Annotated in this window: 27 protein-coding genes; 13 read left to right on the forward strand and 14 right to left on the reverse strand. The window is 63.7% G+C overall.

All coding sequences use genetic code 11. The features are described 5' to 3' along the window. Positions 1 to 9: 9 nt before the first annotated feature. Positions 10 to 147, reverse strand: a complete 138-nt coding sequence (locus tag BLR94_RS27460; protein ID WP_167359694.1) for a hypothetical protein — start codon at positions 145 to 147, stop codon at positions 10 to 12. Positions 148 to 400: 253 nt separating this feature from the next. Between BLR94_RS27460 and BLR94_RS01225 the strand changes: the two genes are divergently transcribed. Continuing rightward, positions 401 to 583, forward strand: coding sequence for a hypothetical protein (locus tag BLR94_RS01225; RefSeq protein ID WP_084305501.1), 183 nt, complete (start codon positions 401 to 403; stop codon positions 581 to 583). An 11-nt stretch (positions 584 to 594) separates the two neighbouring features. On the opposite strand, the gene BLR94_RS01230 is transcribed toward BLR94_RS01225, so the two are convergent. Next, a complete protein-coding gene (locus BLR94_RS01230; protein WP_084305794.1) occupies positions 595 to 798 on the reverse strand; it encodes a hypothetical protein in 204 nt (67 codons plus the stop codon). A 180-nt stretch (positions 799 to 978) separates the two neighbouring features. On the opposite strand from BLR94_RS01230, the gene BLR94_RS28275 reads away from it, so the two are divergent. From BLR94_RS28275 to BLR94_RS01265, 7 genes are all read left to right on the forward strand, one after another. Further along, the gene (locus BLR94_RS28275; protein ID WP_084305503.1) at positions 979 to 2,037 is read left to right on the forward strand and encodes a hypothetical protein; all 1,059 of its coding nucleotides are present in this window, start codon (positions 979 to 981) and stop codon (positions 2,035 to 2,037) included. After that, positions 2,030 to 2,671 (forward strand): hypothetical protein, encoded by a 642-nt coding sequence (locus tag BLR94_RS01240; RefSeq protein WP_084305505.1) that lies wholly within the window; start codon positions 2,030 to 2,032, stop codon positions 2,669 to 2,671. Before BLR94_RS28275 ends, BLR94_RS01240 begins: the two co-directional genes overlap by 8 nt. Next, positions 2,668 to 3,231: a hypothetical protein gene (locus BLR94_RS01245; protein ID WP_084305507.1), complete on the forward strand. Its 564-nt coding sequence runs from the start codon at positions 2,668 to 2,670 to the stop codon at positions 3,229 to 3,231. The genes BLR94_RS01240 and BLR94_RS01245 overlap by 4 nt, the downstream gene beginning before the upstream one ends. Beyond that, positions 3,228 to 3,608, forward strand: coding sequence for an ASCH domain-containing protein (locus tag BLR94_RS01250; protein ID WP_084305509.1), 381 nt, complete (start codon positions 3,228 to 3,230; stop codon positions 3,606 to 3,608). The genes BLR94_RS01245 and BLR94_RS01250 overlap by 4 nt, the downstream gene beginning before the upstream one ends. Continuing rightward, positions 3,605 to 4,018, forward strand: a complete 414-nt coding sequence (locus BLR94_RS01255) for a DUF7740 domain-containing protein (protein ID WP_084305511.1) — start codon at positions 3,605 to 3,607, stop codon at positions 4,016 to 4,018. The genes BLR94_RS01250 and BLR94_RS01255 overlap by 4 nt, the downstream gene beginning before the upstream one ends. Further along, a complete protein-coding gene (locus BLR94_RS01260; RefSeq protein ID WP_084305512.1) occupies positions 4,015 to 4,344 on the forward strand; it encodes a hypothetical protein in 330 nt (109 codons plus the stop codon). The genes BLR94_RS01255 and BLR94_RS01260 overlap by 4 nt, the downstream gene beginning before the upstream one ends. A 196-nt stretch (positions 4,345 to 4,540) precedes the next feature. After that, positions 4,541 to 4,756 carry a hypothetical protein gene (locus tag BLR94_RS01265; RefSeq protein ID WP_084305514.1) on the forward strand — a complete coding sequence of 72 codons (216 nt, stop codon included), beginning with the start codon at positions 4,541 to 4,543 and terminating at the stop codon, positions 4,754 to 4,756. 456 nt (positions 4,757 to 5,212) lie between these two features. Here BLR94_RS01265 and BLR94_RS01270 read toward each other — a convergent pair whose 3' ends face one another. After that, positions 5,213 to 5,665 (reverse strand): Lrp/AsnC family transcriptional regulator, encoded by a 453-nt coding sequence (locus tag BLR94_RS01270; RefSeq protein ID WP_084305796.1) that lies wholly within the window; start codon positions 5,663 to 5,665, stop codon positions 5,213 to 5,215. 139 nt (positions 5,666 to 5,804) lie between these two features. On the opposite strand from BLR94_RS01270, the gene BLR94_RS01275 reads away from it, so the two are divergent. From BLR94_RS01275 to BLR94_RS01285, 3 genes are read left to right on the forward strand one after another with little or no spacing between them, the layout of a single operon-like run. Next, positions 5,805 to 6,422, forward strand: coding sequence for a LysE family translocator (locus tag BLR94_RS01275; protein ID WP_084305516.1), 618 nt, complete (start codon positions 5,805 to 5,807; stop codon positions 6,420 to 6,422). Between the two features lie 17 nt (positions 6,423 to 6,439). Further along, complete coding sequence (gene panB, locus BLR94_RS01280) at positions 6,440 to 7,309, forward strand: 3-methyl-2-oxobutanoate hydroxymethyltransferase (RefSeq protein WP_084305798.1); 870 nt, start codon at positions 6,440 to 6,442, stop codon at positions 7,307 to 7,309. Then, positions 7,306 to 7,791: a MaoC family dehydratase gene (locus BLR94_RS01285; protein WP_084305518.1), complete on the forward strand. Its 486-nt coding sequence runs from the start codon at positions 7,306 to 7,308 to the stop codon at positions 7,789 to 7,791. The genes panB and BLR94_RS01285 overlap by 4 nt, the downstream gene beginning before the upstream one ends. Before the next feature lie 265 nt (positions 7,792 to 8,056). On the opposite strand, the gene BLR94_RS01290 is transcribed toward BLR94_RS01285, so the two are convergent. After that, positions 8,057 to 8,875 carry a suppressor of fused domain protein gene (locus tag BLR94_RS01290; protein WP_084305520.1) on the reverse strand — a complete coding sequence of 273 codons (819 nt, stop codon included), beginning with the start codon at positions 8,873 to 8,875 and terminating at the stop codon, positions 8,057 to 8,059. A gap of 729 nt (positions 8,876 to 9,604) precedes the next feature. On the opposite strand from BLR94_RS01290, the gene BLR94_RS27045 reads away from it, so the two are divergent. Beyond that, positions 9,605 to 9,862 (forward strand): hypothetical protein, encoded by a 258-nt coding sequence (locus tag BLR94_RS27045; RefSeq protein ID WP_139207403.1) that lies wholly within the window; start codon positions 9,605 to 9,607, stop codon positions 9,860 to 9,862. A 226-nt stretch (positions 9,863 to 10,088) separates the two neighbouring features. On the opposite strand, the gene BLR94_RS27860 is transcribed toward BLR94_RS27045, so the two are convergent. The 10 genes from BLR94_RS27860 to BLR94_RS01335 all read right to left on the reverse strand — a co-directional run bounded on the left by BLR94_RS27860 (position 10,089) and on the right by BLR94_RS01335 (position 23,276). Further along, the gene (locus tag BLR94_RS27860; RefSeq protein WP_244158046.1) at positions 10,089 to 10,676 is read right to left on the reverse strand and encodes a peroxidase-related enzyme; all 588 of its coding nucleotides are present in this window, start codon (positions 10,674 to 10,676) and stop codon (positions 10,089 to 10,091) included. Positions 10,677 to 11,254: 578 nt separating this feature from the next. Beyond that, positions 11,255 to 12,520 (reverse strand): acyl-CoA thioesterase/BAAT N-terminal domain-containing protein, encoded by a 1,266-nt coding sequence (locus BLR94_RS27470; RefSeq protein ID WP_167359696.1) that lies wholly within the window; start codon positions 12,518 to 12,520, stop codon positions 11,255 to 11,257. Next, positions 12,520 to 14,082, reverse strand: coding sequence for an ABC transporter substrate-binding protein (locus tag BLR94_RS01300; protein ID WP_084305522.1), 1,563 nt, complete (start codon positions 14,080 to 14,082; stop codon positions 12,520 to 12,522). Before BLR94_RS01300 ends, BLR94_RS27470 begins: the two co-directional genes overlap by 1 nt. A gap of 16 nt (positions 14,083 to 14,098) precedes the next feature. Then, positions 14,099 to 15,094, reverse strand: coding sequence for an ABC transporter ATP-binding protein (locus BLR94_RS01305; protein ID WP_084305524.1), 996 nt, complete (start codon positions 15,092 to 15,094; stop codon positions 14,099 to 14,101). Further along, a complete protein-coding gene (locus BLR94_RS01310; protein WP_084305526.1) occupies positions 15,087 to 16,058 on the reverse strand; it encodes an ABC transporter ATP-binding protein in 972 nt (323 codons plus the stop codon). Before BLR94_RS01310 ends, BLR94_RS01305 begins: the two co-directional genes overlap by 8 nt. Continuing rightward, positions 16,055 to 16,939, reverse strand: a complete 885-nt coding sequence (locus BLR94_RS01315; RefSeq protein WP_084305528.1) for an ABC transporter permease — start codon at positions 16,937 to 16,939, stop codon at positions 16,055 to 16,057. The genes BLR94_RS01310 and BLR94_RS01315 overlap by 4 nt, the downstream gene beginning before the upstream one ends. Beyond that, positions 16,936 to 17,913, reverse strand: a complete 978-nt coding sequence (locus BLR94_RS01320) for an ABC transporter permease (RefSeq protein WP_084305530.1) — start codon at positions 17,911 to 17,913, stop codon at positions 16,936 to 16,938. The genes BLR94_RS01315 and BLR94_RS01320 overlap by 4 nt, the downstream gene beginning before the upstream one ends. Beyond that, entirely contained in the window at positions 17,910 to 19,385 is a 1,476-nt protein-coding gene (locus tag BLR94_RS01325) for an FAD-dependent oxidoreductase (protein WP_420492682.1), read from the reverse strand. Before BLR94_RS01325 ends, BLR94_RS01320 begins: the two co-directional genes overlap by 4 nt. A 76-nt stretch (positions 19,386 to 19,461) precedes the next feature. Continuing rightward, positions 19,462 to 21,966 carry a TonB-dependent receptor plug domain-containing protein gene (locus tag BLR94_RS01330; RefSeq protein ID WP_084305534.1) on the reverse strand — a complete coding sequence of 835 codons (2,505 nt, stop codon included), beginning with the start codon at positions 21,964 to 21,966 and terminating at the stop codon, positions 19,462 to 19,464. 359 nt (positions 21,967 to 22,325) lie between these two features. Beyond that, a complete protein-coding gene (locus BLR94_RS01335; protein WP_084305536.1) occupies positions 22,326 to 23,276 on the reverse strand; it encodes a LysR family transcriptional regulator in 951 nt (316 codons plus the stop codon). Positions 23,277 to 23,610: 334 nt separating this feature from the next. Between BLR94_RS01335 and BLR94_RS01340 the strand changes: the two genes are divergently transcribed. Further along, positions 23,611 to 25,239: a methyl-accepting chemotaxis protein gene (locus BLR94_RS01340; protein ID WP_084305537.1), complete on the forward strand. Its 1,629-nt coding sequence runs from the start codon at positions 23,611 to 23,613 to the stop codon at positions 25,237 to 25,239. Positions 25,240 to 25,362 lie beyond the last annotated feature (123 nt).

Raw genomic sequence — 25,362 nt, forward strand, 5'->3', positions numbered from 1 at the left:
TCCCTCCAGTCACGTCAGGAAGCCCAGGCTGCAGCAGAGCCCAGAACACTCTGGCAATCCAGCAGTGCACTGGACAAGCCAGGCAATCAGATCGGCGATCAGCTGAACAATAACGTCGATGAATATCTGGCGAAGGTTGTCTTTCATGGCGGTTCGGGCCTCTGCGTTGGTGACGCCCAGATGATGCTGTCACGACCTCAACAGCGTCCTCTTGGGCTTTTTCCACACCAGTCTGCCCTGCCCAAAGCCCTTACTTTTTACTGGGTTTCCGAAAATCGTAAGACATCACGACGCCCCCAGTTTCAAGCCATTAATTGCCCAACCTACTGCCGCCACACCGGCCGGCGCATCGGCGTGTGCGCATGCCGGTTCTGCCTGCCATTACCCCAGGAGCCTCGGAATGAAAGCTCACACCCTCGACCAGACGATTCTCGAATTGGCCCGCTGCCTGCGCGCCGCCCGGGCGCTGCGCTCCGCCCGCAAGAAGTCCGCCGGCAAGCGCACGCCGGTGGAAGCCGGCGCGCTGCAGCGTTGCTCGATGGATTTAACGCGGAAGCTGGCAGACCTCAGGCAGAACCGCTGAGACAGGATAGCTCAGAGGTTGGCCACTATCAGAGCGTGCTCACGAGTAAGGGGCGGTATCAGCTCAAGGATTTCGCCCGGGGTTTCGACCCTGAAGAACAGCCGGTAGCCACTTCCGTCCACGTAGGACTCGGCATGCGTGATCCACGCTGCGACCTGGCTTTCGGTGAGGCCCGTGTCTCGGCAGATCTTGGCGCGGGTGATGGTGTTGGGCATAGCGAGCTCCTTCTCGTTGTCGATCCTCACCGAAGTGTAATCAGCCAGCACATTCACGCCAGCCAATCACATTCCAAATTGCTACAGGCCCACCGGCCCAACTTGCCAGACGCGCCAGCAGGCCTGCAGCCCTTCCAGTATCCCACACCAACTACTGCCGCCCATGCGGCGAGGTGACCTATGACCATAAAACCAATCTTGCCAGTCGAGGTTGTCCGCGACGAGGACGGCTGGTTCACCCACCCGCAGTACTTCACCGAACCTGAATGGGAGGATGTCGATAACTTCACCCGTGAGGAGTTCGACAGCTACTGCACCGAGCGCGGCATCGAGACCGCCACCACTGATATGGAGTCGGACGACTTCGAGATGCATGAGCGCTACTGCGAGGGAGGCCAGGTCGAATGCACCGCTTGGACGCCTTCAAGGCCGGCCGGCGATGGCTGGTTCATGTTGTCCATCCACGACACCGAGGACGGCCCGATTTGCGTCTGGGGTCGCCGCACTGAAGAGCCCTTCGTTTCCGAAGCGGTTGGGGCTACCTACGAGCCCGATCTGTTCAGCGAGCAGCCGGCACAGCTTAAAACCGGGTCAGCCCTGAAGAGCCTGGCCAATTTCACCGAACACAGCTTCGACCAACTTATGCGCTACGAAGACGGCCGCACCCCGCTGTACCTGACCAAGGAGCAGTACAACGCCATCCGCGATCTGATCGCCCAGGCCGGCGCAGCCCCTGCGCTGAGCGCAGATGACCAGGTTACCGCGCTACGCCGCAACGGCCTGAGCATCGACGGCGAAAACGCCTACAAACAGGACCTGATTGACACCATCGTCGGCGCCCTGGCGTTCGGCAAGCAAGGTGTTAACCCTCCTCCGGCTGGCCATTGGGGAAAACAGTTCTGGGATATCGGCCGCGCTGAGGGCGAAGAGAAAGAGCTCCTGAGCAACCAGCGCGACGCCATCCTGCTACAGGCCCGCGTATGGGCCGGCGAGGCGAAAACCCAGCAGGCAATCACTCGCGAAGTCGGCGAGATCCTGGGCGGCGTGCCGAACTGGGGGCCGATCGCCGCCGGCGTCGAGGCGCTGCGCCAGCAATTGGCCGAGCGCGATGTACTGCTGCGCCGCGTGATCGACACCGGCGAGCTGAGCCGAATGCAGCACTCCGAGCTTGAGGCTGACATCTGCGAAGTCCTTCGTCCGCACGCCCAGCCTACCGATTGGGTGAAGAGCGATGAGTAAGCATCCAATACCGCAAGCCCTCCGCGACCAATTCAGCGCGATCGAGGACGAGGCGGCGCGCCTGGGATCGGGAGCGCAGAGCATCTTCACCCGCATGCGCACATCTGTGCAGGCGTTCTTCATGGAACAGCCTGCGGGCTTGGCGATACCGGAGGGGTGGCGTATCGAGAGGCAGGGTAATCGCATCGTCGTGCAGCATTTGCAATCCTGCGCCGGTTACGCAGCTGAGCGCAAAGGCGAAAGCGGGATAGCTGAATCAGTCCTCTATCTGCTGGCCGACACTCTGCTCGCCGCCGCCCCGCACGCTGTAAGCGGTGAGCAGAAGGCGGCGAACCTGCGATTCCCTACCATGCTGCGCAAGATGTGGTCTGGTGGGGAGGTGCAAGAGTGGATTGATCGTCAAGGGCCACTCTATGCCTACCCGCCAGTCTCGCAGGACGTGGCCGGGCTGGTGGAAATTCTTGACTCGATGGTGTGCGCATATCGATCTGCAATCGCCACTGGTTACGACCGGATCACCGGCCTTGGCGGCCAGTGCGATGCGGTTGACTACATGCTGGCGGCCTTTCCTGACTACGCGAAGGCAAAGGCGATGGTTGCCGCCCACCGCGCCCAGCAGGGAGAGCAGCCATGATCGTCGATGACGTAATGACCGACAAAATCACCCTGCATGGCCTCGGCTTTGTGCAGGTCCAGCTACCTGCTGACCAGCGCCTGCACGTATGGCATCCGGAATTGCCACGCCGCCACTGTTTCGAACACTCGGCGATTCACGATCACCGCTTCAACTTCGCATCGCGTGTGCTGGTCGGCGAGCAGGTGAACATTCGCTATGCCATAGATCTGGCTGAAGCCGGCGAATACATGCTGTACCTGCATGAAGGCGCACGCACCTCTTGCGGAGGCCGCCCGTGGGTTCCTGATGGGCGTGCTCACCTGACCGAAATTGATCGGGAAGCTATCAGTGCGGGCGAAACGTACTTTTGCCAAGCTTACAGATACCACCGCACGGAGCCAGGTGGTGATGGCCGCGTGGCCACGGTTATGACCAAGCGCGGTGAAGGCCAAAGCGGCGCGCACTCTTCATGCCTGATCGGCATAGAACCAGATGTCAATTTCGACCGCTATCAATGGTCGCCGGCGCAACTTTGGGAAATAGTCAGCGAAGTTCTTACCGGGAGCAAGCAGCCATGAAAGCCCTGAGCATTCGCCAGCCCTGGGCCTGGCTGATCATCCACGGAAGCAAGGACATCGAAAACCGCACCTGGCACACGAAGTTTCGGGGTCGCTTCCTGGTACACGCTGCCCAAGGCATGACCCGCAAGGAATACGAGTTCGCGCGCGACTTCGCCCTGCAAACCGACGCAACGCTGCTGCCACCCTTTGAGGATCTGCAACGTGGCGGCATCATCGGCTCGGTCGAGCTGGTCGATTCCGTCGATCACAGCAAATCGCGCTGGTACATGGGCGAAAAGGGGTTCGTGCTGCAAGATCCCAAGCCCCTGCCGTTCATGCCGCTGAAGGGTCGGCTTGGCTTCTTCGACGTCGACTATGCGGAGCCATACCAATGAAAGCAGTCACCCTTCCCCGCTGGCTTGAGCGCAGCGCCACGCCGCGCTACGACAACCTGTACGTGGTAACCGTCTTCACCCTGGTGCTGCGCATCCACGGTACCGCCGCGGCCGTGCGCAACGCGGCGCGCCACATGCGCGACAAGGTCCGCGTCGAGCACCGCCAGAAGATGGCCAACCTCGCCCAGACCCCGAGCGACGACCAAGTGCTGCGCACCGCTAACGCCATTGTGCAGGATGGTACCGACGCCATGGGCATCCTACCTGGCCAACCCTTCGAGCAGCGCCTGCAGGACGCCCCGCGCTGCCACTACAAAAGCATGCACCTCGCCGGCGAGCCCGGCGCGCGGCACTGGAAGTGCCAGCACTGCCAGCACACTAAACCGATCAACTGGAGGGCTGCGGGATGAGCGGGACTGTCGTCAGGCGGGAATTTCCCGAAGGCAAGCCGTGGCCACCGATCGACCACCCAGCCACCTATGAAGAAGCCGAGGCCCTGGCCGGGCACCGGCTCGATCGCCGCAAGAACTTCGCGATCATCCGCGGCATCGTTCACGACTCAGCAGAGTGGACCGACACCTGCAGCGGCTGCGCGTGTGATTGTGGGTGCATGGGATCACACGGCAATGCGGGCTGCAGCGAGTGCGGGCACACCGGAAAGCGGCGCCAGGCCATGTGGGTTCCCATCGACAGCATGATGGAGACCTACCTCAGCCAAGACAGCGAGCCAGCCTGATCAGATCACGGCAGCAGATTCCGACAATTGTCCGAAGACATACTGCCCTGAGAGCCCCATTCTAGATAGGGGTTGCATATTTCAGAGTGCCGGTAGGCTGGTGTGCAACCTGACCGAGAAAATATTTTCAGTTTCGGGTGAATTTGGAAACTCGGCCGTTATGGTTAATGCAACCACCAGACGTAAGGACAGAATAATGGGCACTCATCATCACGACCTGATCACCGCCATCGACACAGCGCAGCTGGCGACCAATGGGCTCAACAAGATCGAAACGAAGGTCGCCGACCTGTTGGCCGGCGCCGACACGAAGCACGTGTGCAGCGAGATCCTGTACATCATCACCGATACTCGTGAGGCGGTGAGCTTCGAGGCTCAGGAATCGATCAACCGGCTACGCGAACAAAGATGAGGATGCAGGTGGTTGCGCGCGAAATATTTTTGTAGGCTCAGGCTGACCTTATAGGCCGGCTGGGACAGGATGAAAACGCGCGAAAAACAAATGGTATGCCAGTTGGTATGCCGGCTTTTTTAACCATCGAAAAGAACCAGTAAAATCAGTTGGTTAGGAAAGACGTTAGAATCCTGTCTCTCGACCAAATCCCCGTTTCCAGCAGCCCACCGCTGCTTGCGAAACACCTCGACAAAGCCCGCCCTGTGCGGGCTTTGTCGTATCTGGCTGTAGCTCTCTGCCTGTTCTGGTACCTGAGCGTCAGGACGATTTGATTGCTGAAGTGACTCGGCAGCTTCTCGGCTAGGCCTACGCCGACATCTACCCTACATCCCCGAGCCCGGAACCCTTGAAATACATGCAGGTTAAGGTCACGGACGACGGCAACGGGCAACAAGCGAACATCAGGCAGGCAAGCTATAAAGGTAACTCCCTGTCCTGAATAACCCGCTTCATCACAAGGGTTGAGGTCAACCGCTGAACATTGGGCAGCCCCGAAAGGTTTTCGTCGTAGAGCGTCTGAAACGCCGGGAGATCACGTGCAACGACGTGCAACAGATAGTCAGGCTCACCGAACAGGCGCTGTGCTTCCACAATCTGGGGAATATCGACCAGTGCCGCCTCGAATGCGGCAACAGCGGCGCGATCTCCTTCGCGTAAAGTGGCGAAGACGACTGCTGAAAAATTCAGGCCCAAGCTGGCCAGATCAAGCTGGGCTCGGTATCCCTGAATCGCTCCCGACTCTTCCAGGCTGCGCACACGGCGATGGCAGGGAGACAAGCTAAGTCCGACGCGTTCGGCCAGCTCTGTAACCGTGAGCCGACCATCTTTTTGCAACTCGGCAAGGATCTTTCTATCAAGCCTGTCCAATTTTATTTTTCTCCTCAAAATCATGGCGATCACAGAGCAGTTTAAAAGATAATTCTGTCCATACCTCTATATTCTTCTTTTCCGAACTCAATCCCGGTGGTGGTCTTTCAGTAGCGCCGCTGCCTCTTCGGAAGATGATATGAGCCTCACTGTTGTTGCCGCATTCTGGGCAGTTTCATTCCTTTTCGTGATGACTCCGGGCGCTGACTGGGCCTATGCCATTTCGGCAGGCTTGCGGGGACGAGTCGTTATGCCTGCCGTGGGTGGACTGTTGAGTGGGCATCTACTGGCAACTTTGGTCGTTGCGGCGGGGGTCGGTGGAGTCGTTGCAGGTCATCCCGTCGTGATGCTGGCAATGACCATCGCCGGTTCGGCGTACCTGATCTGGCTGGGTATCAACCTTCTGCGCAATCCATCCAGGGTTCAGGTTGGCGAAGCTGAAAGATCCGCCTCTCGGGCACGCTGGGCATTAAAGGGCGCGTGCATTAGTGGCTTCAACCCGAAGGTGTTTTTGCTTTTCCTGGCGTTGCTGCCACAGTTCGCCAGCCCTTCTTACGCTTGGCCCGTACCCGTGCAGATCATCGTGTTGGGGTTAGTTCATGCCTTTAGCTGCGGCGTGGTTTATCTGCTGGTTGGTTTCAGTTCCGAGTCTGTGCTTCGTGCGCGCCCGCATGCTGCGCTGCTCGTCAGCAATTTCTCCGGGGCGGCCATGATCATGGTCGGCTTGGTTCTGCTCGCTGAGCAGGCATTCGGTTGAACCAGAAGGACACGATCATGAGCGAACAGAGCCCACCCCATAACGTTTTGAAAGAGTCGCTCCAACCCAGGCAGGTGAGAATTCCGCACCTCAAGCAGATGAAGGTGAACGGCCAGAAGTGGGCAATGCTCACGGCCTACGACACATACACGGCTGAAATTTTCGAGGCTGCCGGCATCCCCGTATTGCTGGTTGGCGACTCCGCGTCCAACAACGTATTCGGCTACAACTCAACCCTCACCGTGACCGTGGACGAGTTGCTACCCCTAGTCGACGCGGTTACCCGAGCGACGCAGCGCGCATTGGTTATCGCCGACCTGCCGTTCGGCTCCTATCAGGCCTCTGCTGAGCAGTGCTTCCACACCGCAGTTCGTTTCATGAAACAGGCCGGCGCCCATGCGGTGAAAATCGAAGGAGGTCTTGAGATGCTGCCGCAGGCGGAAAAGCTGGTGTCTTCTGGCATCCCAGTCATGGCTCATATTGGTTTCACACCTCAGGCAGAACATCAATTGGGAGGCTACCGTGTGCAGGGGCGTGGCACTGATGCCCTGCGCCTAGTGGAGGTTGCCCAGGCCTTTGAGCGAGCGGGCGCCTTCGCATTGCTCATTGAAATGGTGCCTAGTGAGGTGGCAGCAGCGATAACACGCGCGGTGACCATCCCGACCGTAGGGATCGGTGCTGGAAGCGACTGCGACGCCCAGGTACTGGTCTGGCAAGACATGGTCGGATTGCGAGGCGGGCGACTGCCGCGTTTCGTCAAACAGTACGCCGACATGCGTGGTGTGTTGCATCGTGCCGCTCGGGCATTTGCCGCAGAGGTGCAGACAGGCACGTTTCCAGGGGCAGAACACTGCTTCACTGATAATCAATCCGAGGTGCAGCCATGATGGGCTTTCGGGAACGAGCCGCAGCAGGATTGGCCGAAGGTGATTGCTTCACACTCACACGTCGCTTCTCGGAACAAGATATCCACGACTTCGCCCTGATTTCACGGGATTACAACCCGGTGCATTTCGATACCCCTTACGCCGCGCTACGAAACTTCAGAGCGCCCATTTGCCAAGGGCTGCTCACCGCTGGTTTGATGACGGAAATCGGTGGCCAGATTGGCTGGCTCGCTTCGGGAATGACGCTGCGCTTCAAGCGCCCGGTGTATGCCGGCGACACCGTTACCTGCGATTGGATGATTATCGAAGTCGACAGCCAAGGAAGGGGCCGGGCTGAGGTGACAATGCGCAACGCAGAAGGCGAGGTGGTGTTAGAGGCAGAGACTGCAGGCATTGCGCCGGGCGTGAAGGAGAAAGAGCGTTTAGTTGAAATGTTGCGTGAAGGTGATCCCTCGAACATGGCAGCGCGTGCTGAAAGCTGAAACACTGAATGACCGCCTTGGCGGATAGCAGCCTGTCGCAGCTACTGGCCAGAGGCAGCCGCTAGGAAATAGAAAACAGCCCGCGGACAGCAGGTGTTCACACCTTCAAAAAAGTCAGTTCCCTATGCGCGAATCGGAGGCATTACACATCCCCTCGCTCACCTGATCACCAGAGCGGAGGCCAGCGCCATGCCTGATCTCCTCCCGCTCTCCAGCCCCCGGCCACGACAGCAGCGCTGCTGACCGACAGCAGTTGCGCGCCCGCTCACACCACGCTGGCGCGCTGCAGGTTACTGCGGTGACCGACACCGGCCGCCTGCAGGCGCTGCACCAGATCCTCACGGGCGGCGCCCCCGCCGGCACGCACGTAGTCGAGCTCCGCGGCGGTGATCAGGACCACGGGCATCAGCGTGACGGGCGACAATGGCATGTCATCCAGGCGCGTCGCGAAATCAGGCGCCGGGCCACCGATGAGCACGCCCACGGTATCGTCGTCGCTGACGAACGCAGGAGGAATCTGCTCGCCCATATGGTGCGACTGACTCAGGCCAGGCAACTCCAGGGACAGCACGCCGTACTGCTCGATCTGATCGACGATGCCACCTGCGTCGGCCACGGTGCCTGCCACGTGCTTGATCAGTTCGAAGGCCCAGCTGTACCTGAGCGGGTCGACCTCGCCCGGTTTGCCGCGGGCATGCTCCGGGATATCTGCGGTTTCCAGAAACAGCTCCATCTCGAAGCCATTGCCCTGCCCCTCGTCATCGTCGAACGGATCGGAGAGGCCCTCGGTTGCCAGGATGATGGCGTCGCCGCGGCGCACGATGCGGTAGGCCTGGCGGGTGGAGGGCCAATACGGACCGCCGGAAAAACTCGGGCTCATGAGGTAGCCCAGCACATCCCGTTCGACGCTGCCGACCGACTGCCAGTGGCGATCCAGACAGTCGGCACTGGCCTCCCGGGCAGCCTGGTTGGCGGCTTCGAAGGCGTTATCGCTGTCAGGCGTTTGCGCCGTTTGCGAAACGGGGGCTTCTACCTGGGTAGCGGGTTTGGGCGAGAGTCCTAGCAGCTTCCGGAAAAAGCTCATGAGCGTCCCTTGCAGAGTGGCGCTGCAGCACGATGGCGGCAGACACGTTGAGTGGAAAAGCAGGCGCCATTATGGTCGCTTGGCCCAGAGGTGAAAACCCAATGGGGCACGTTCCGGATCACGGGCAGGGAGCAGCACTTGCAGAGGGCAGCGAGTCTTGAGTAAACAGCCCTGAGATGTGGAATGACCTGATGTGCCGGGCTCGACTCCAACTCATGTGCGACCCGGGTGATGAATTCACGTGCGCGCCCAAGCGGCAGGCCGATGATTTCATGGGGCGCCCATCATCATTCATGGCACCCTCGTGCGCTTCGATAACACACAACGAATAATCGCCTTCAGGATATCCCGGAGGGCGCCGTATGCCTTTGGAGAACGGAGGCGCGTGCTCAACGCGACTACCTGCGCGGATCCAGGAGTGTCTGGATATGGCCAGCGCGCTGACTCTGAAAGCTCTTTTGCTTCAGCGACTAAATGCGCAGTAATCAGGGGGATTCAAAATCATCCGTCAGATAGCGTGCATTGAGGCTACCGGGGAGCGCTTCGCAGGTTTCCACCCCAGTTCAGCTTGTGGGGCCCGATCGGAGTGCTCAGCACGCACCTGACCAACAGCTTGCGAGCCGAAGAACCTGGCCGCGATTCAATCTCCGGGAAAGACCGGCAATGGCCGGGCACCGAGCACTGCTTTCGGCCAGAACCGAACACCGAACTCTAAATGGAAGAAATTAAATGTCCTTCAATTCACATAGGCGAAAACTGTTGGATGAAAGATCCCCCCTCTCGCATCGCGCCTCCCACGCACGCTCATGCGCTCTGCTGGTGGCCCAAAAGCTTGGTCTACAGAGGGACGATGTGATCGAGCAGGTGGCGAGAAAAACCGGCGTCGATCTGGATGAACCACGGTCGCCTGCCGAACTGCTGATCGCGCTAGTGGAGCTGGAGAGCATGCGCCTGGTGCCGTTTTCTACACACTACGATCCACAGTAGCCAGCAAGAAGCATCGCCGAGACGCGGCTTCTGGTCTTAGCCAATAAGAAGTCCAGGCCGGAGGCTTCAAATCCCGCTCAGGTCGCCGTCCCCCATACAACGCGGCTTCGCATGTCGATCACCCCGCCATACCGCGTCAACCGTGAAAAGAAAGCGCTCGAGCCCAGTGCGACGCGCCTGCAAGGACGGCATTTGCCACGCTCCTGCAAGCGCCCGGCTCACGACCTCAGACTGCGCTCGACGTTTCCGGCCAGATCGGCTCGCCCAGATTGAGCATCAGGCGGTTGGCCCAGGCGAAGATCGCCACGGCGTGGATCAGGTCGAGCAGCTCGCCCTCGCCGAGCCCGGCCTGGCGGGCGGCGACCAGGTGCCCGGTGCTGAAACTGCCGGGCTGCAAGGTCAGGTCGATGGCCAGGCGCACGATGGCCCGCTCACGCGGCGTCTGCCCGGCGCTGTGGGGATCGTTGAAGACTTCGCGGATGATCGCGTCGCGCTTGGCCAGCTGTGCATAGCGCTGGGCATGCACCGAGGCGCAGTACACGCACTGGTTGATGCGCGAAACCACGGCGCTGGCCAGTTCCCGCTCGGCACGCGGCAAGCCGCCCGGGGCGTACATGATGGCGTTGAAGGCCAGCGAGCGCTGCCGCAGTATCCCTGGCTGGTGGATCAGGGTCAGGTAGTACTCCGACACCTTGGCCTTGGGGTGGCTCTCTTCCAGCACGGCCAGTTGTTCGGGATTGGCCCGCTCCAGTTCGAGGATGTCCAGCCAGGAGCGCCAGCCCAGGGTGCGATTGGTGAAGCCCTGGATGTCGATGAACGCCCCGCTCTGCGCACCCGGCTCGCGTTCGCCAGGCGGCGCCGGTTCGGCAGTGGCCGGATCGTGTGGCTGGGCAATGGCTGCCAGGCCGGCGATCAGCCGTACCTGATAGGAGATGAACGCCAGGAGCTGGGCCAGCACCACCGCCGAGGGTGTATCCAGATCGGCAGACTGCAGGCTCTGCAAGGCCTCGCGATCGCCCTCCACGGGCTTCACGGTCAACCGCCGAGTGAACGCCAGCAGCACGTGCAGGCGCTGCGAGGCGAACGCCTCGGGCTTGACTGGATCGAGCAGCGGCGGCCATTCGCTGGGCAGCGACTCGGCATGCAAGCGTTGCCGATAGTGGCTGACCAACGCCGGCTGGGCGCTCAGCTGACTGGCATACAGGGCCAGCAACAGCCGCTCCGGTAGCGTCAGGCTACTCTGCAGGTTGCTGGCGAACAGTGCGTCGTAGCTGCCCTGAGTAGCTGCGACCACCTTGTGACGGGCGTGGCGTACGCCATGCAGCACGCTGCCTCCTGCCACACCAGCGACAGCGTCGACGACATCCACTGGGGTGCCGGTTACCTGGTTGTTCATGGTTGTACCTTCTGTAGATGCTGCGACACGGCGGTATCGAGAAAGGCCCTTACCGCCTGCCAGGAGTGACGGTTGGCTTCGGCGTTGGCCAATGGGTGGCCGTCGAGGGCATAGGTCGCGGGAATGAACGGCAGCACAATGCTGTGCCCGGCCTCGGGGTAGTCCAGCCGCTGCACCGGCCAGGGATGTTCGGCGGCCGCGAGGCTGGCCTCGACCATGCGCCCGTAGCGGCTCGACGGCCAGGCGGCGTCATCACCGGCGGTGAGCATGATCACCGGGCCGCGGATGTTCTCCACGGGGATGCGCGCCTTGCGCACCGCGTCGTCATCCTGCAGCGCGGTGGCGATGGACAGCGCGTTGCGGCGGCCGGCGTCGCGGTCGTTCCAGTTGCCATGGCGGTTATCGTTCCACAGGTGCACCAGCGGCTTGCCCTGATACAGCCAGGCCGGGCCGTCACGGCCCACCGCAGGGTCGGCGGCAGCCTGGCCACCGTGCACCAGTGCACCGGGCACGTAGCCGATCACCGCATTGACCTTGTCGGGGAACAGGCTGCCCAGCAACAGCACCAGCTCTCCGCCACGGGATTGCCCGCTGAGCGCGACGAAGTCGCCCTCGGGACGCACCTCCTGCCGCAGCCAGTCGAGGCCTTCGAGGAAGTACTCCAGTGGCGTGTTGGAGATGTAGTCCGACAGCCCCGGTGCCTTGAAGTAGGCCAGTGCGAAGGCCGCGTAGCCGCGTGAGGCATAGAGGGCCGCACGGGGCTCGTTGATACCGCCACCGGAACCGTTGAGCACCATCACCGCCGGGTGCGGCCTCTGCCCTGCGGGCAGGAACAGGGTGCCGACCAGACGCCCTGCGCGTACTTCCCGGCGCGTCACACCGGCGGCCATCAGCCGCTGGGTGAACTGCGCATGCGCCTGGCCCACCGAGGCTGTCAGGGTCAGCTGGGTGACCAGCGGCTGGGCCACCGAATCGTTGAACGGCTGCGCCGAGGCGGCTCCCACGGGGCGCTGCGACCAGAGCAGGCCAAGGCCGCTGACGTCTCGATAATCGCCATCCACGGGTGCATCACGCAGCAGGTCGACCTCACCTTCGGCATTGGCGACGAAGACCGCCCTGGCCTGCCAGGACACCGCGCCACGCCGTGTCTCGCTGCTCAGCTCGACCCGCTCGAATGGCTGCAGCCCGTGCAGGCGGATATGCCGTGGCTCGTCGAGCAGGCCATCCTGCGGGCTGACCTGGATACGTGGCACACCCGTCATCACTTTACCTCGCTGACCATCTGCGCTGCGGTGCGGTCGCTGACCAGCGGCTCGACCTTGAGGCCTTTGCGGGCGGCCCAGATGTTCTGGTAATGGAACAGCGGGATGATGCCCACGTCGTCGCTGACCACCTGGGCGGCATCGCTGAGGATCGCGGCGCGACGGCTGTCATCGAACTCTTCGGTGGCTTCGGCCAGTGCCTGGTCGACCTTGGCGTTGCTGTAGTGGCCCCAGTTGGAACCGCCCAGGCCCCTGGACGCATCCGGGGTGGCGAGCACGTTGATCAGGCCGTAGCTGGCCTCGCCGGTGCCGTTGCCCCAGGCAATGACGCTGACGGCGTATTCGTTCTTGTTGGCGCGGCTGGCGTAGACCGCCCATGGCACCACTTCCAGCTGCACCTTGACGCCGATGCGCGACCAGAACTGCGCCACGGCCTGCATCGACTCGGGCGCCAGCGGGTAGCGGTCACCGGGCACGTGCACGGTGAGCTGGAAGCCTTCAGGGTAGCCGGCTTCGGCGAGCAGCGCCTTGGCCTGGGCGGCATCGTAGGGGATGTCCTGAATCTGCGTGTTGTAGCCGAAGGTACCGGCCGGCATCCACTGGTTGGCCACGCTGGCAGTGCCCTGCAGGATGCGTTCGGTGATGCCCTTGCGGTTGATCGCGACCGACAGCGCACGTCGCACGCGCGGATCACGCAGGGGGTTTTCGGCAAGCGGCTTGCCGTCGTTGCCACGGATGAATTCGTGGCTGCCGGCACGCAGGCTCGGCTGCACCAACAGGGCACGCAGCCCCGGATAGGCGTACAGGCTGACCTTGTCGCTGTTGCTCAGGCGCGCCACGTCGGCTGGCGAGACCTTGTCGATCACGTCCACGTCACCGGCCAACAGGGCTGCGGTGCGCGCGGCCGGGTTGGCGATGTAGCGGTAGTCGACCTTGTCCCAATGAGCGGGCGTGCCCCAGTAGCTCGGGTTGCGCTCGAACAGGGTGCGATCCCCCGGCACATGGGAGACGAAGCGATACGGGCCGGTGCCGACCATGGCCTTGCCGCTGTTGTAATCATCGCTGCTCGACAGCGAACCGGTCTTGCGGCTGACCAGGTAGATCGAGTCGATATTGGGCAGCAGATTGGGGTTGGGCACCGAGGTGGTCACCCGCAGGGTGTGGGCGTCGATGGCCTTGGCCGACGCGACGGTGCGCAGGCCGGCGGAATAGGACGACAGGCTGCCCGGTACCTTGGGTGCGCGCTCCAGCGAGAACACCACGTCGTCGGCGGTGAACGGGGTGCCGTCCTGCCATTTGACGTCCTGGCGCAGCTTGAACTCCCAGGTCAGCGGGTCGATGACCTTCCAGCTTTCGGCCAGGCCGGGAAGGATTTCGCTGTCGCGCCGCTCCAGCAGCGAGCCGAATACGTGCAGGGCAATCGAACGATCGCCCGCGTAGTTGTTGAGTTGCGGGTCGAGGCTCGATACGGGGTCGGCATAGCCGATGCGCAACGTCTCGGCCTGCGCGCCAGCGGCGCCAAGCAAGGCAACGGTCAACAGCGGCAGAAGGTTGAGTTTCATGGCAGCTTCCTGAGGTTCAAGGGTTGAGGTGGCAAGCGCTGAGGTGGCCCGGCGCGATCTCGCGCAAGGCCGGCGCCTGCTCGCGGCAACGTGCCGTGGCGTGCGGGCAACGCGGATGGAAATGGCAGCCGCCAGGTGGGTTCAACGGGCTGGGCATTTCTCCACGGATGGGCTGGTACTGGCTGCGACGCAGGTCGAAACGCGGGATCTGCGCCAGCAGGGCCTGGGTATAGGGGTGGTTGGCATGTTCGAACAGCTCGTCGACCGTGGCGCTTTCCACCACCCGGCCGAGGTACATCACCAGCACGCGGTCGCAGAGGTGCTCGACCACGCCGAGATCGTGGCTGATGAACAGGTAGGTCAGGCCCAGTTGCTCGCGCAGGTCCATGAACAGGTTGAGGATCTGTGCCTGGATCGACACGTCCAGCGCCGCCACCGATTCGTCGCAGACCAGCAACTCCGGCTGTACCGCCAGGGCCCGGGCGATGCCGATGCGCTGGCGCTGGCCACCGCTGAACTGATGGGGGTAGCGGCGGCGCATCTGCGGGTCGAGGCCGGCACGCTGCAACTGGGCGCTGACGTAGTCATCGAAACCCGCCGAGTCGGTCAGGCCATGCAGGCGCGCGCCCTCGCCGACGATGCGGTCGACCCGCAGGCGCGGGTTGAGGCTGGCGTACGGATCCTGAAAGATCATCTGGATACGCAGCCGCGCCGCACGCCGTGCCCGCTCGTCCAGCACGTGCAGTTGCTGGCCCTGCACCTCGACCTGGCCGGCAGTCGGCTCCAGCAGACCGGCGACCAGGCGGCCCAGGGTGGACTTGCCACACCCCGACTCGCCGACCAGACCGACCACCTCGCCACGCTCGATGCGCAGGTCGACACCGCTCACCGCCCGGGTGCGCTGCGCCGGCTTGCTCAGCCCCAGGCGCTCGCTCAGGCGCCCCACCGCTCCCGCTGGCGGCGGGCCGAATACCTTGCTGACCTGGGTCAGCTGCACCAGGGCTTCACTCATGCTCACCTCCAGGGTGGAAACAGCGCACCCGATGGTTCTCGTCCATCAGTTGGCTGGCGGGCTCGGCGACGCACAGGGCGCTGACCCGTGGGCAACGCGCCGCGAAGGCGCAGCCTGTTGGCAAGGCCGCCAGGCTAGGCGCCATGCCGGGAATCTGCTGCAGCCGCTGGCCGCGCCGGTTGCGGCTCGGCAGGCTGGCGATCAGGCCCTGGGTGTAGGGGTGCTGGGGGTGGTCCAGCACCTGGTCGACCGGCCCCTGCTCGACGATGCGCCCGGCGTACATCACCGCCACGTCGTCGGCCAGCCCGGCGACCACCGAGAGATCGTGGGTGATCCAGATCAGTGAACTGCCCTGCCGGCGCACCAGCTTCTGCACTTCGCTGAGGATCTGCGCCTGGATGGTCACGTCGAGCGCGGTGGTCGGCTCGTCGGCGATCAGCAGATCCGGCCCGTGCAACAGGGCGATGGCGATCGCGATGCGCTGGCGCATGCCGCCGGACAACTGGTGGGGGTAGACCCGCAGACGCTCATCGGGGCTGGCGATGCCCATCAGCGCCAGGGTTTCGGCACAGTGGCGGCGGGCTGCGTCGTGGCTGACCCGACGATGGGCCTGGACCGCCTCGATCATCTGCGTGTCGACGCGCAGCACCGGATTGAGGGTCATCATCGGGTCCTGGAAGATCATCGCCAGGCGGTTGCCTTGCAGGGCGCGCAACTGCCCGGGCTTCAGGCGACGCAGGTCCTGGCCCTGGAAGAGGATCTCACCGCTGGCGATGCGCCCCGGCGCATCCACCAGGCCGAGGATGGAAAAGCCGGTGACCGACTTGCCCGAACCGGACTCGCCCACCAGGCCGAGAATGCGCCCCGGCGCCAGTTGCAGAGACAGATCGCGAACCGCCGGCAACGGCCCGCCACGGCTGTCGAAGACGGTGGTCAGGTGGCGGATTTCAAGGGTCGGCGTCATCGCTGCGACCTCGGGTTGAGCTGGTCGCGCAACTGATCGCCGACCAGATTGATCGAGACGATGGTCACCAGCAGTGCCAGACCGGGAAACAGGCTGATCCAGTACGCCTCGCCCATCATGTACTGGAAGCCGTTGGCGATCAGCAGGCCGAGCGATGGCTCGGTGACCGGCACGCCCAGGCCGAGGAACGACAGGGTCGCCTCCAGGGTGATGGCGCGGGCGATCTGCAAGGTGGCGATGACGATCAGCGGCGGCAGGCAGTTGGGCAGAATGTGACCGAGCATGATGCGCAACGACCCCAGCCCCTGCCCCCGCGCCGACTCGACGTACTCGCGGCGCCGCTCGACCAGCGCCTGGCCGCGGGCGGCGCGGGCGTAATAGGCCCACTCGAGCAGCACCAGGGTAAGCACCACGTTACCCACGCCCTTGCCCAGCCAGGCGAGGATCATCAGGGCCATGAGGATGCCGGGAAAGGACAGCAGCAGATCGACCAGACGCATCAGCGCGGCATCCACCCAACCACTGCGGTAGGCAGCCAGCAGGCCGATCAGGGTGCCGATGCAGGCAGCGATCAGCGCCGAGCCGATGCCCACCAGCAGGCTGATGCGCAGGCCGTAGACGATGGCCGAATAGAGATCGCGGCCCTGCCCATCGGTGCCCAGCCAGTAGGTGTAGCCAGCCGCCATGCTCTCGCTGCCCGGGGCCAGGCGCGCGTCGAGAACGTCCAATTGCATCAGGTCATAGGGGTTCTGCGGGGTGATCCAGGGCGCCAGCACGGCGCTCAGGCCGACCAGCAGCAAACCGAGCACACCGAGCACCGCCAGGGGCGATCTGATGAAGTCGGCGAGCAACTGACGCCAGGGGGAATGGGCGGTGATCATTGCTCACCTCCGGCCAGGCGCACACGGGGGTCGAGTACTCGATAGAGCACATCGACCAGCAGGTTGAGGCTGACGAAGATCACCACCACGACCATCAGGTAGGCCAGCACCACGGGGCGGTCCAGGGAGTTGATGCTGTCGAGGATCAGCTTGCCGGCACCGGGCCAGGCGAAGATGCTTTCGGTGACCACCGCGTAGGCGATGGTCGAGCCGAGTTCCAGGCCAAGCACGGTGACCAGCGGGATCAGGGTGTTGCGCAGCACGTGCATGCGAATCACCCGGTGCGGCGCCAGGCCCTTGGCGCGGGCGAACTTGACGAAGTCCTGCTGCACCACTTCGCGCACGCCGGCACGGGTCAGGCGCAACACCAGCGCGACCTTGAACAGCGCCAGGTTGCAAGCCGGCAACAGCAGGTGGCGCCAGCCATCGAGGGTCAGCCAGGACCATTGCACGCCCAGCCACTCGGCGGTTTCGCCACGGCCGCTGGCCGGCAGCCAGCCCAGGTGCACGGCGAACAGCATGATCAGCAGCAACGCCACCCAGAAGGACGGCAGGGAAAAGCCGATGATGCTGCCGGCCATGATCAGGCGCGCCACCGGGTTGTCCGGGTGCAGGCCGGCGAACAGGCCAAGGGGCACGCCGATCAGCACCGCCATGGTCAGCGCCACCACCGCCAGCTCGAGGGTCGCCGGCAGACGCTGGAAGATCAGTTGCAGGGCATCCTGATGGTAGACGTAGCTGACGCCCAGCGAGCCCTCCAGAGCACCGCGCAGGAACCCCAGATACTGCATGGCCAGTGGCTGATCGAGGCCCAGCCGGGCAATGGCCTGCAGGCGCTCCTGCTGGTTGAGGTCTTCACTGACCAGAATGTCCACCGGGTTGCCGACCGCCTGCAGGCCAATGAACACCAGCAGGCTCATCAACAGCAGCACCAGCAGCGACTGCAGCAGTCGACGGATAAGCCAGGCGGTCATCGCTCGCGCTCCTCGCCGGTCAGTTCGCCGGGCTGCCACTCGTCACCCCGCAACTCGGGCTCGGCGTAGTCCTGCATGGCGGCGAAGTGCTGGTCGATATCTTCGACGAACAGCGCGCCGGCCAGGGCCTGGGCCAGGCGCTTGGCACCGTCGCTGATCGCCGGAATGTCCCCGGATACACCGCCGTAGCTGAGCGCCGCCGGGTAGCAGAAGCAGTGCACCTGCTCCAGGCCGGGGCAACTGCCGGGCTGCGCCTGCTGAAACTCGAAGGCCAGGCCAAGATCGGGCAGTTCGCTCAGCTGCGCCTGTGCGCCCGGTTCCTGGGCGATGCGCTGCTCGGCGAAACGCTGCGCCCAGGTACGCACATGGGGCGCCAGACTGGCGAACTCGGCACGCTGGCGCATGTCGTTGCTGAAGCCGGTGGCGAACACCAGGAAGTCGTAATCCACCTGGCCATCGGGCAGGCGCGCACGCAGGCTGCCGTCGGCGTTGCGGCTGATCGACTCGATGCTGCGGCCGAGCAGGAAGCGTGCATTGGCGTGACGCGCCACCCGCAGTGTACTGCCCTGGGGCGGCGGAACCTGCTGGCTGTCGAGGTAGTGGCGGATGCGCCACTTCCACTGGTCGCTCAGGCGCCAGTAGCCATGGGTCATGCCCGGGCTGCCGGCGCCCTTGCCGCGGTTGATGCGTGGCAGCTGTTCACGGCGAATCAGCAGATCGACCCGCTGCGCCCCCGCCTCCAGCGCGGTGGCTGCCGCGTCCATGGCCGAGGCGCCGCCACCGACCACCGCCACACGCTTGCCGACGAACCATTCGGCCTGCAAGCCATCGGCCGAATGCGCCCAGCGCTCGCGGGGCAGTCGCTCGGCCAGCGGCGGCACCCAGGGGCCACCCAGGCCATCGCGGCCGGTGGCCAGCACCACATGCCTGGCGGACACCGCGTGCTCGCCCTGCGGGCCGTCGACGCGCAGACGTACCCAGCCTTCGGCCTGGGGCTGCACGGCCACCACCCGTTGCCCGTTGCGCACGTCGAGCCCGACCACGCGACGGTACCAGCGCAAGTAATCGGCCCATTGCAGACGCGCAATCTTGTCGAGTCGCTCCCAGGCGGCGATGCCGAACTGCGCCTCGAACCAGGCGCGAAAGGTCAGCGCGGGCAAACCCAGCGCCGGCCCGGTGAGCTGCTTGGGCGAACGCAGGGTTTCCATCCGTGCAGTGGTCGCCCAGGGCCCCTCGAAGCCCTCCTCGGCCTTGTCCAGCACCACCACGGTCACACCCAGGTGGCGCAGCTCGGTCGCCAGCGCCAGCCCCGCCATGCCGCCGCCCACGATGGCGACATCGATCAACGCCTCGCCATCCTGAAAACGCGGTTTGGCCCAGGCCTTGGCCGGCAGATCGAGCCATTGCAGGTCCTGGCGCAGTCGTGCTTCGAGGGCGGGCAAACCGATGGGGGCACTGGCGTTGCTGGTCATGAACATACTCACGGTTGAAGTGCAAAGCCGCAGCCGGCGTTCACCGGCTGCGGCACGAGGCCGGCTCATCGACGGGTCAGAAGTCGATGCTCAGGCGGGTGTAGTAGTAAGCGCCGTAGGAGCCGAACGGCGAGATGGTCGAGTAGTAGGAGCCGCCCGAAACGTCATTGACGGTGTGCTTGTCCGGGTACACGTCGAACAGGTTCTCCGCACCGAGGGTGACGCGCACGTTGTCGGTCAGGCTGTAGGTGGCGTCCACATCGGTGATCCACTTGGCGCTGAATTCCTGATCCACCGTGGTGCCGGTGCCGAGCAGCTTGACCTTGCCGTAGCGGGTGTTGCGCAGGCCGATATCGAAATCGCCGACCTGCCAGTTCACCCCTAGGATGTATTTGCTCCTCGGCTTGGAGTCGGTGACGCTGCCGATCTCGGTACGCTGGAAGCGCGACAGGCCAAGGCCTTGCAGCTGCGCAGGATTGGGCGCCATGTCGGTGATGCGGGTGTCGTTCCAGTTGGCCGCCACGGTCCAGCGCAGACGGCCGTACCGGGCCAGACGCTGGGTGTAGTCGGCGACCAGATCGAGACCCTTGGTACGGGTGTCGAAGGCATTGGCGTAGTACTGCACCTGCTGCACGTGACCGAAGCCATTGGCATCGAGAATCGCGTCCACTGCCGCGCCTTGCAGCGGGCTGATCAGGGCGATGCGGTCCTCGAGGTCGATCACATAGGCATCCGCTGCCAGGTTGAGATCGGTGATCGGCGTCCAGGTCAGGCCCAGGGAGTAACTGGTGGACTTCACCGGGGTCAGTTCTTCGGCGCCCAGGGCGCGGCCGATGGCGGAGTCGGCCTGGACGCGCTTGATCATGATGTCCACCGTTTCGTTACCCACGGTGCGGCGGCCCAGGCCGGTCTTGGCATAGCCCTGCTGGGTGAGCGAGGGCGCCACGAAACCGGTATTGATCGCACCGCGCACCGCGAACGCCGGGGTGAAGGCATAACGTGTAGCGAGCTTGCCGTTCCAGGTGCTGCCAGCGCTGTCGGTATAGCGCTCGTAGCGACCTGCGGCGCCGACGTACCATTTATCGGTGACGTCCAGGCCCAGGTCCACGTAGGCGGCCGAGGTGCTGCGACGCAGGTTGGCTTCATCCTCGGGCAGCAGCAGGTAGTTACCCAGTGCGCCGATGGCCGCTTCCTGCCCGGCACGCGGGTGGCCGACCGGAAACACGTAACGGCCATTGACATAGGAGGCTTCATCACCGGACTCGGTAACGTAGTGATCCTCGCGGTACTCCAATCCAGTGGCGAAGTTCAGCGGATTGGCCAGGCCGATATCGACGTGGCGGTTGAAATCCAGGTTGGTGACCCACTGGCTCAGTTCGTTGTTCTGCAGGTAGAACTCGGTGGGGCTATCCGGCCCCAGCGAGGGGTTGAGGTTGTTGCTGGAGTCCATGCGCTGGGTGTTTTCACCGTAGGTGGTGCTCAGGTCCCAGTTCCAGCCCGCCAGCTCCTCGCCCTTGATCCCCCAGGTGGTGTGGAAGTCGCGGGTGTCGAACTCGAAGTCAGGGGCGATGCCATCCGGGTACAGCTCGGTGAGCACGGTGTTCGAGTTGGGCCGGCGGAAACCGATGGAGACCAGGGCATCCTGCTTGGTATAGGTGCTGAAGGAGTACAGACGCAGATCGTCGCTCAGCGGCAGCTCGGCGTTGTAGGACAGGTTCAGTTGCTCGATCTCCGGCAGGCCGCCGCCATAGGAACGACGCTCCACGGTGTTTTCCCGCGGGTCGGGCTGGCCATTGACCGGGTAATAGAAGCTGCCGGTGGCAGGCGCCGAGCGCTTGGTGCTGTCCTGGTTCTTCCAGTCCAGGGTCAGATTCAGAAAGCCCTCGTTGGGCAGGCCCAGGCCGTAGTTGAGGCTCTGCTGATAGGTTTCACCGTTGGAGCCGACGCCGCTGGCGTAATGGGAGCGACGCCCCGCCGTGGTGGTGGCACTGCCGCCACTGCTGTCGGACTTGAGGATGATGTTGATCACCCCGGCCACGGCGTCGGAACCGTACTGAGCCGCCGCACCATCGCGCAGCACCTCGACCCGGTCGACGGCGGCCATGGGAATCGAATCCAGATCCGCGGCGTTCCAGCCTTCCTGCAGCCCCGAGCCTTCCGAAGACACCGCGTTGGCGTGGCGGCGCTTGCCGTTGACCAGCACCAGAACGTAACCGCCACCCAACCCGCGCAGGCCAGCGGAGCGCGCCACGTTGCTGTAGGCGCCACCGGTGACCTTGGCCACGTGGAAGGACGGCAGCAGGTTAGAGAGCACGTCACGCAAGGCACTGGCGCCCTGCTTCTCAAGGGCTCTGGCATCCAGCACATCGACCGGCACCGGGCTGTCCGCCACGGTACGCTGAGTGCCGCGGTTGCCCACCGAAATAACGGTCTGCAGCACCGGCTCATCGGCTCCGGCAGCGACTTCCTGCGCCATCGACTGGCCGGCAAGCGGCGCCAGGCACAGGCCGATGGCCAGGCTCAGCGGGCTGCGCGCCAGGCGACGTCGATGATTCGCGTTGACGGATGGTTTGCATGACATTGCGGTACTCCCCGGTAAATCGCCATTGGTAGGAAAGGTGTTGCGGCGATGTGCCGAGGCCGGCTGGATTTCCGCGTGAAAGGGCTGACCAGTGACTGGCCGTGATGACAGGCTTATTGATGCGTTTTATTAATTCAATAAGCCTTTGAATCCATAAAACGGATGATAAGCCCTGCATTTTATTCCTTAAAATAAATTATTTAACTATTTATATACCTTTAAAGAATATGCGAGCTGGCACGACACTTCCCCTTTCGGGCAAGCGATGCAGAAACGCGAGGGGTGCGTCAGGCGGGTGATGCAGGACAGCGAAGGAGCAGCCGCGCCCTGACGGCGCGGGAGATCAGGCGGAGGGGGATTTAGGGCGCATAGACACGCTGCAGCAGCGCATCGTGCTCGGTGGGTGCATGCATGCGCATTCCCGGAAGCATGTGCCGCGCCTCGTCCGCCAGGCTCGCCACCAGGGCTTGAGCCACTTCGGAGAGTGGGCTGGCGTAAGGGGAAATCAGACCGAAGAAGAACGGAATATCCAGTGCGATAGGGCGCACCGCCACGCCCTGCAGCGCAACGCCATAGGCCGTCACCGGATCGGCCAGCGCCACACCGAGCCCCACGCGGGCCATCTGCATGGCGTTCAACGAGGTATTGGTTTCGAGGATCTGCCGCGGCTCGAGTTGCTGCTCGGCGAAAGCATGGTTGATGCGCCGGCGGAACCGGTAGGGGTTGGCGATGCTGATCAGCACCTGCTCGGCCAGTTGCGTCAGGCTCAGGCTTTGCTCGGCAGCCAGCGGCGAATCACTGGCCAGAACCGCGACGCAGGGCGCCTCGCCAATCCAGTGCACGGTCAGGCCACGGTGCTCCAGCGGCAGGCTTACCAGGCCCAGGTCCACGGTATTGGCCAGCACTGCCTCGATCGCCTTCTCCGGTGCCAGGCTCTGCAACTGCAACTGTTGCGGCCGCAGCCCTTCCGGCAGGCGCGCCAACGCAGCCGGCAACAGCCCCGTGGCCAGTGCCGAGGTCGCCACCAGACGCAGGTGGTGATTGTCTTGCTGACTGATCGCCACCGCGCGCTGCTTGACGTTGCGCACCCCGCTCAGGGCACTCTCGACTTCGGCATACAGGCTGAAGGCGCGGTGGGTCGGCGTGACCTTGGGCCCGCTGCGCTCGAACAGCGGGAAGCCCAGTTCCTGCTCCAGTTCCTGAATCGAGCGGGTGACCGCCGGCTGCGAGCGCCCCAGCATCTGCCCTGCCCCGGTCACGCTACCGGCAGACATCACCGCAGCGAATGCCTCGAGTTGTCGTAAATCCATTCATCCGTTCCTGATCGATACAGGGCGCCAGCAACGCCCGGCCGATTCCGGACGCCAGCCTGCCAGCCAGTGTCCGCGCCGCCGTGCTGGGTTCGCCAAGCCCGCAAGGATACGCTCAGCGATGGCACGATGGGCAGTGCCACGGGCCAACGCCGCGACCATGCCGGCCGGCCACGGCAGTCACCCGCGCCGGGCGACTTCACGGCTGGCGTCGCTCTCCACGCAGAACGCCTTGCCAATGGCAGCAAGTTTTCTTCAAGTTCTGATGAACTCGGCAGATGAACTGCTTAACTCATATTGACCTGCACTACACCTATCAAACCTGGAGCCTGTCATGAACCTGCGTTCAATGCGTATTGCCCCTCGCGCCGTTCTCTGCTTCAGCATCATCACGCTGTTCGTGCTCCTGGTCAGTAGCTTCGGCTTCATACAGATCAAGGCGCTCAGGGCCACCGAGCAGAGCATGGAAAGCGACTGGCTGCCCAGCATCCAGACTTCCGATGCGATCCAGATCGCCCTGCTGCACACCCGGCTGGAGAGCATACGCCTGCTGACCACCACCGATCCGGCGGCGATCAAGGAAACGCTCTCGCAGATGCAGCAGTACCGCGACGTCATGAACGAACGTACCGAGTTCTACCGCACCCACCTGCTGTCCGACGCGCTGGAGCGCGCCAGCTTCGAGGAAGCGGCCGGGCTGATGAAGAGCTACCTGGACGGGCTCGAGAACCTCATGTCACTGAGCCAGAGCAACCGTGATCAGGCGGTGGCATTCGCCGATGGCGACCAGCGCATGCGTGCCCAGGCCTACCAGGACAAGCTGACCGCCCTGCGCGAGCACAACGCCAATGGCGTGCTCAGTGCCGGCAACGAGGCGAGCAGCATCTACGAGCACAGCCTGATGGTCATGCTGGTCATCGTGGTGATTTCGCTGTGCTCGACCATCCTCCTGGCCTGGCGCCTGACCCGCAGCATCGTGCAGCCCATCGGCGAATCCCTGCGCCTGGCCAGCAGCATCGCCGAGGGCAACCTGACCAACAGCATCTCCATCACCGGCAAGGACGAGAACACCGACCTGGCCACGGCACTCAGCCAGATGCAAGGCAACCTGCGCCATACCATCCAGGAGATCGCCGGCTCCTCGGCCCAGCTCAGCGCCGCGGCGGTGCAGATGACCGCCGTGACCGATGCCTCCAGCCGTACCCTGCAGCAGCAGAACAACGAGATCGACCAGGCTGCCACTGCGGTCAACCAGATGAGCGCAGCCGTGGAGGAAGTGGCCCGCAACGCCACCTCCACCTCGGAGTCGGCCCGTCAGTCCAGCGTGGCCGCCAACTCCGGCAACCAGAAGGTCAGCGAGACCCTCAGCGCCATGCAACGTCTCACCACCCAGGTGGGCACCACCTCGGAGCAGGTACAGGGACTCGCCGCCCAGGCCCAGGATATCGCCAAGGTGCTCGGCGTGATCGGCGCCATCGCTGAACAGACCAACCTGCTGGCCCTCAACGCGGCCATCGAGGCTGCCCGGGCGGGTGAGCAGGGTCGCGGGTTCGCCGTGGTGGCCGACGAGGTTCGCGCCCTGGCCCACCGCACCCAGTCCTCCACCCAGGAGATCGAAAAGATGATCAGCGCCATCCAGTCCGGTACTGCCGGCGCGGTGGGCGCGATGCAAGCCAGCAACGTGCAGGCCAACGAGACCTACCAGTTGGCTCAGGCCGCCGGCCAGGCGCTCAAGGACATCATGGCCGCCGTCACACTGATCGAGGAACGCAACACGCAGATCGCCACTGCCTCGGAAGAGCAGGCCTACGTGGCCCGCGAGGTAGATCGTAACCTCACCAGCATCCGCGACCTCTCGGTACAGAGTGGCGAGGGCACCGAACAGACGCTTCAGGCCAGCAACGAGCTGGCGCGCCTGTCGGTCGGGCTCGAACAAACGGTACACCGCTTCAAGCTGGTCTAGGCTCTGTCGACGTTTCAGCACGGCCGCGCCCGGCGCCCCACCGGTCGCGGCACAGTCGGCGGCCGGCTCATACACGCCATCGTCGCGGGAGCAGGGATTTTTGGTGGCCGCCATCCCGCCCGT

This window comes from Phytopseudomonas flavescens (assembly GCF_900100535.1).
Classification (GTDB): Bacteria; Pseudomonadota; Gammaproteobacteria; order Pseudomonadales; family Pseudomonadaceae; genus Aquipseudomonas; species Aquipseudomonas flavescens.

Coding starts and splice junctions, on each gene's coding strand:
- BLR94_RS27460 (WP_167359694.1), bottom strand. CDS start 147: ATGAAAGACAACCTTCGCCAGATATTCATCGACGTTATTGTTCAGCTG.
- BLR94_RS01225 (WP_084305501.1), top strand. CDS start 401: ATGAAAGCTCACACCCTCGACCAGACGATTCTCGAATTGGCCCGCTGC.
- BLR94_RS01230 (WP_084305794.1), bottom strand. CDS start 798: ATGCCCAACACCATCACCCGCGCCAAGATCTGCCGAGACACGGGCCTC.
- BLR94_RS28275 (WP_084305503.1), top strand. CDS start 979: ATGACCATAAAACCAATCTTGCCAGTCGAGGTTGTCCGCGACGAGGAC.
- BLR94_RS01240 (WP_084305505.1), top strand. CDS start 2,030: ATGAGTAAGCATCCAATACCGCAAGCCCTCCGCGACCAATTCAGCGCG.
- BLR94_RS01245 (WP_084305507.1), top strand. CDS start 2,668: ATGATCGTCGATGACGTAATGACCGACAAAATCACCCTGCATGGCCTC.
- BLR94_RS01250 (WP_084305509.1), top strand. CDS start 3,228: ATGAAAGCCCTGAGCATTCGCCAGCCCTGGGCCTGGCTGATCATCCAC.
- BLR94_RS01255 (WP_084305511.1), top strand. CDS start 3,605: ATGAAAGCAGTCACCCTTCCCCGCTGGCTTGAGCGCAGCGCCACGCCG.
- BLR94_RS01260 (WP_084305512.1), top strand. CDS start 4,015: ATGAGCGGGACTGTCGTCAGGCGGGAATTTCCCGAAGGCAAGCCGTGG.
- BLR94_RS01265 (WP_084305514.1), top strand. CDS start 4,541: ATGGGCACTCATCATCACGACCTGATCACCGCCATCGACACAGCGCAG.
- BLR94_RS01275 (WP_084305516.1), top strand. CDS start 5,805: ATGAGCCTCACTGTTGTTGCCGCATTCTGGGCAGTTTCATTCCTTTTC.
- panB (WP_084305798.1), top strand. CDS start 6,440: ATGAGCGAACAGAGCCCACCCCATAACGTTTTGAAAGAGTCGCTCCAA.
- BLR94_RS01285 (WP_084305518.1), top strand. CDS start 7,306: ATGATGGGCTTTCGGGAACGAGCCGCAGCAGGATTGGCCGAAGGTGAT.
- BLR94_RS01290 (WP_084305520.1), bottom strand. CDS start 8,875: ATGAGCTTTTTCCGGAAGCTGCTAGGACTCTCGCCCAAACCCGCTACC.
- BLR94_RS27045 (WP_139207403.1), top strand. CDS start 9,605: ATGTCCTTCAATTCACATAGGCGAAAACTGTTGGATGAAAGATCCCCC.
- BLR94_RS27470 (WP_167359696.1), bottom strand. CDS start 12,520: ATGACGGGTGTGCCACGTATCCAGGTCAGCCCGCAGGATGGCCTGCTC.
- BLR94_RS01300 (WP_084305522.1), bottom strand. CDS start 14,082: ATGAAACTCAACCTTCTGCCGCTGTTGACCGTTGCCTTGCTTGGCGCC.
- BLR94_RS01305 (WP_084305524.1), bottom strand. CDS start 15,094: ATGAGTGAAGCCCTGGTGCAGCTGACCCAGGTCAGCAAGGTATTCGGC.
- BLR94_RS01310 (WP_084305526.1), bottom strand. CDS start 16,058: ATGACGCCGACCCTTGAAATCCGCCACCTGACCACCGTCTTCGACAGC.
- BLR94_RS01315 (WP_084305528.1), bottom strand. CDS start 16,939: ATGATCACCGCCCATTCCCCCTGGCGTCAGTTGCTCGCCGACTTCATC.
- BLR94_RS01320 (WP_084305530.1), bottom strand. CDS start 17,913: ATGACCGCCTGGCTTATCCGTCGACTGCTGCAGTCGCTGCTGGTGCTG.
- BLR94_RS01325 (WP_420492682.1), bottom strand. CDS start 19,385: ATGACCAGCAACGCCAGTGCCCCCATCGGTTTGCCCGCCCTCGAAGCA.
- BLR94_RS01330 (WP_084305534.1), bottom strand. CDS start 21,966: ATGTCATGCAAACCATCCGTCAACGCGAATCATCGACGTCGCCTGGCG.
- BLR94_RS01335 (WP_084305536.1), bottom strand. CDS start 23,276: ATGGATTTACGACAACTCGAGGCATTCGCTGCGGTGATGTCTGCCGGT.
- BLR94_RS01340 (WP_084305537.1), top strand. CDS start 23,611: ATGAACCTGCGTTCAATGCGTATTGCCCCTCGCGCCGTTCTCTGCTTC.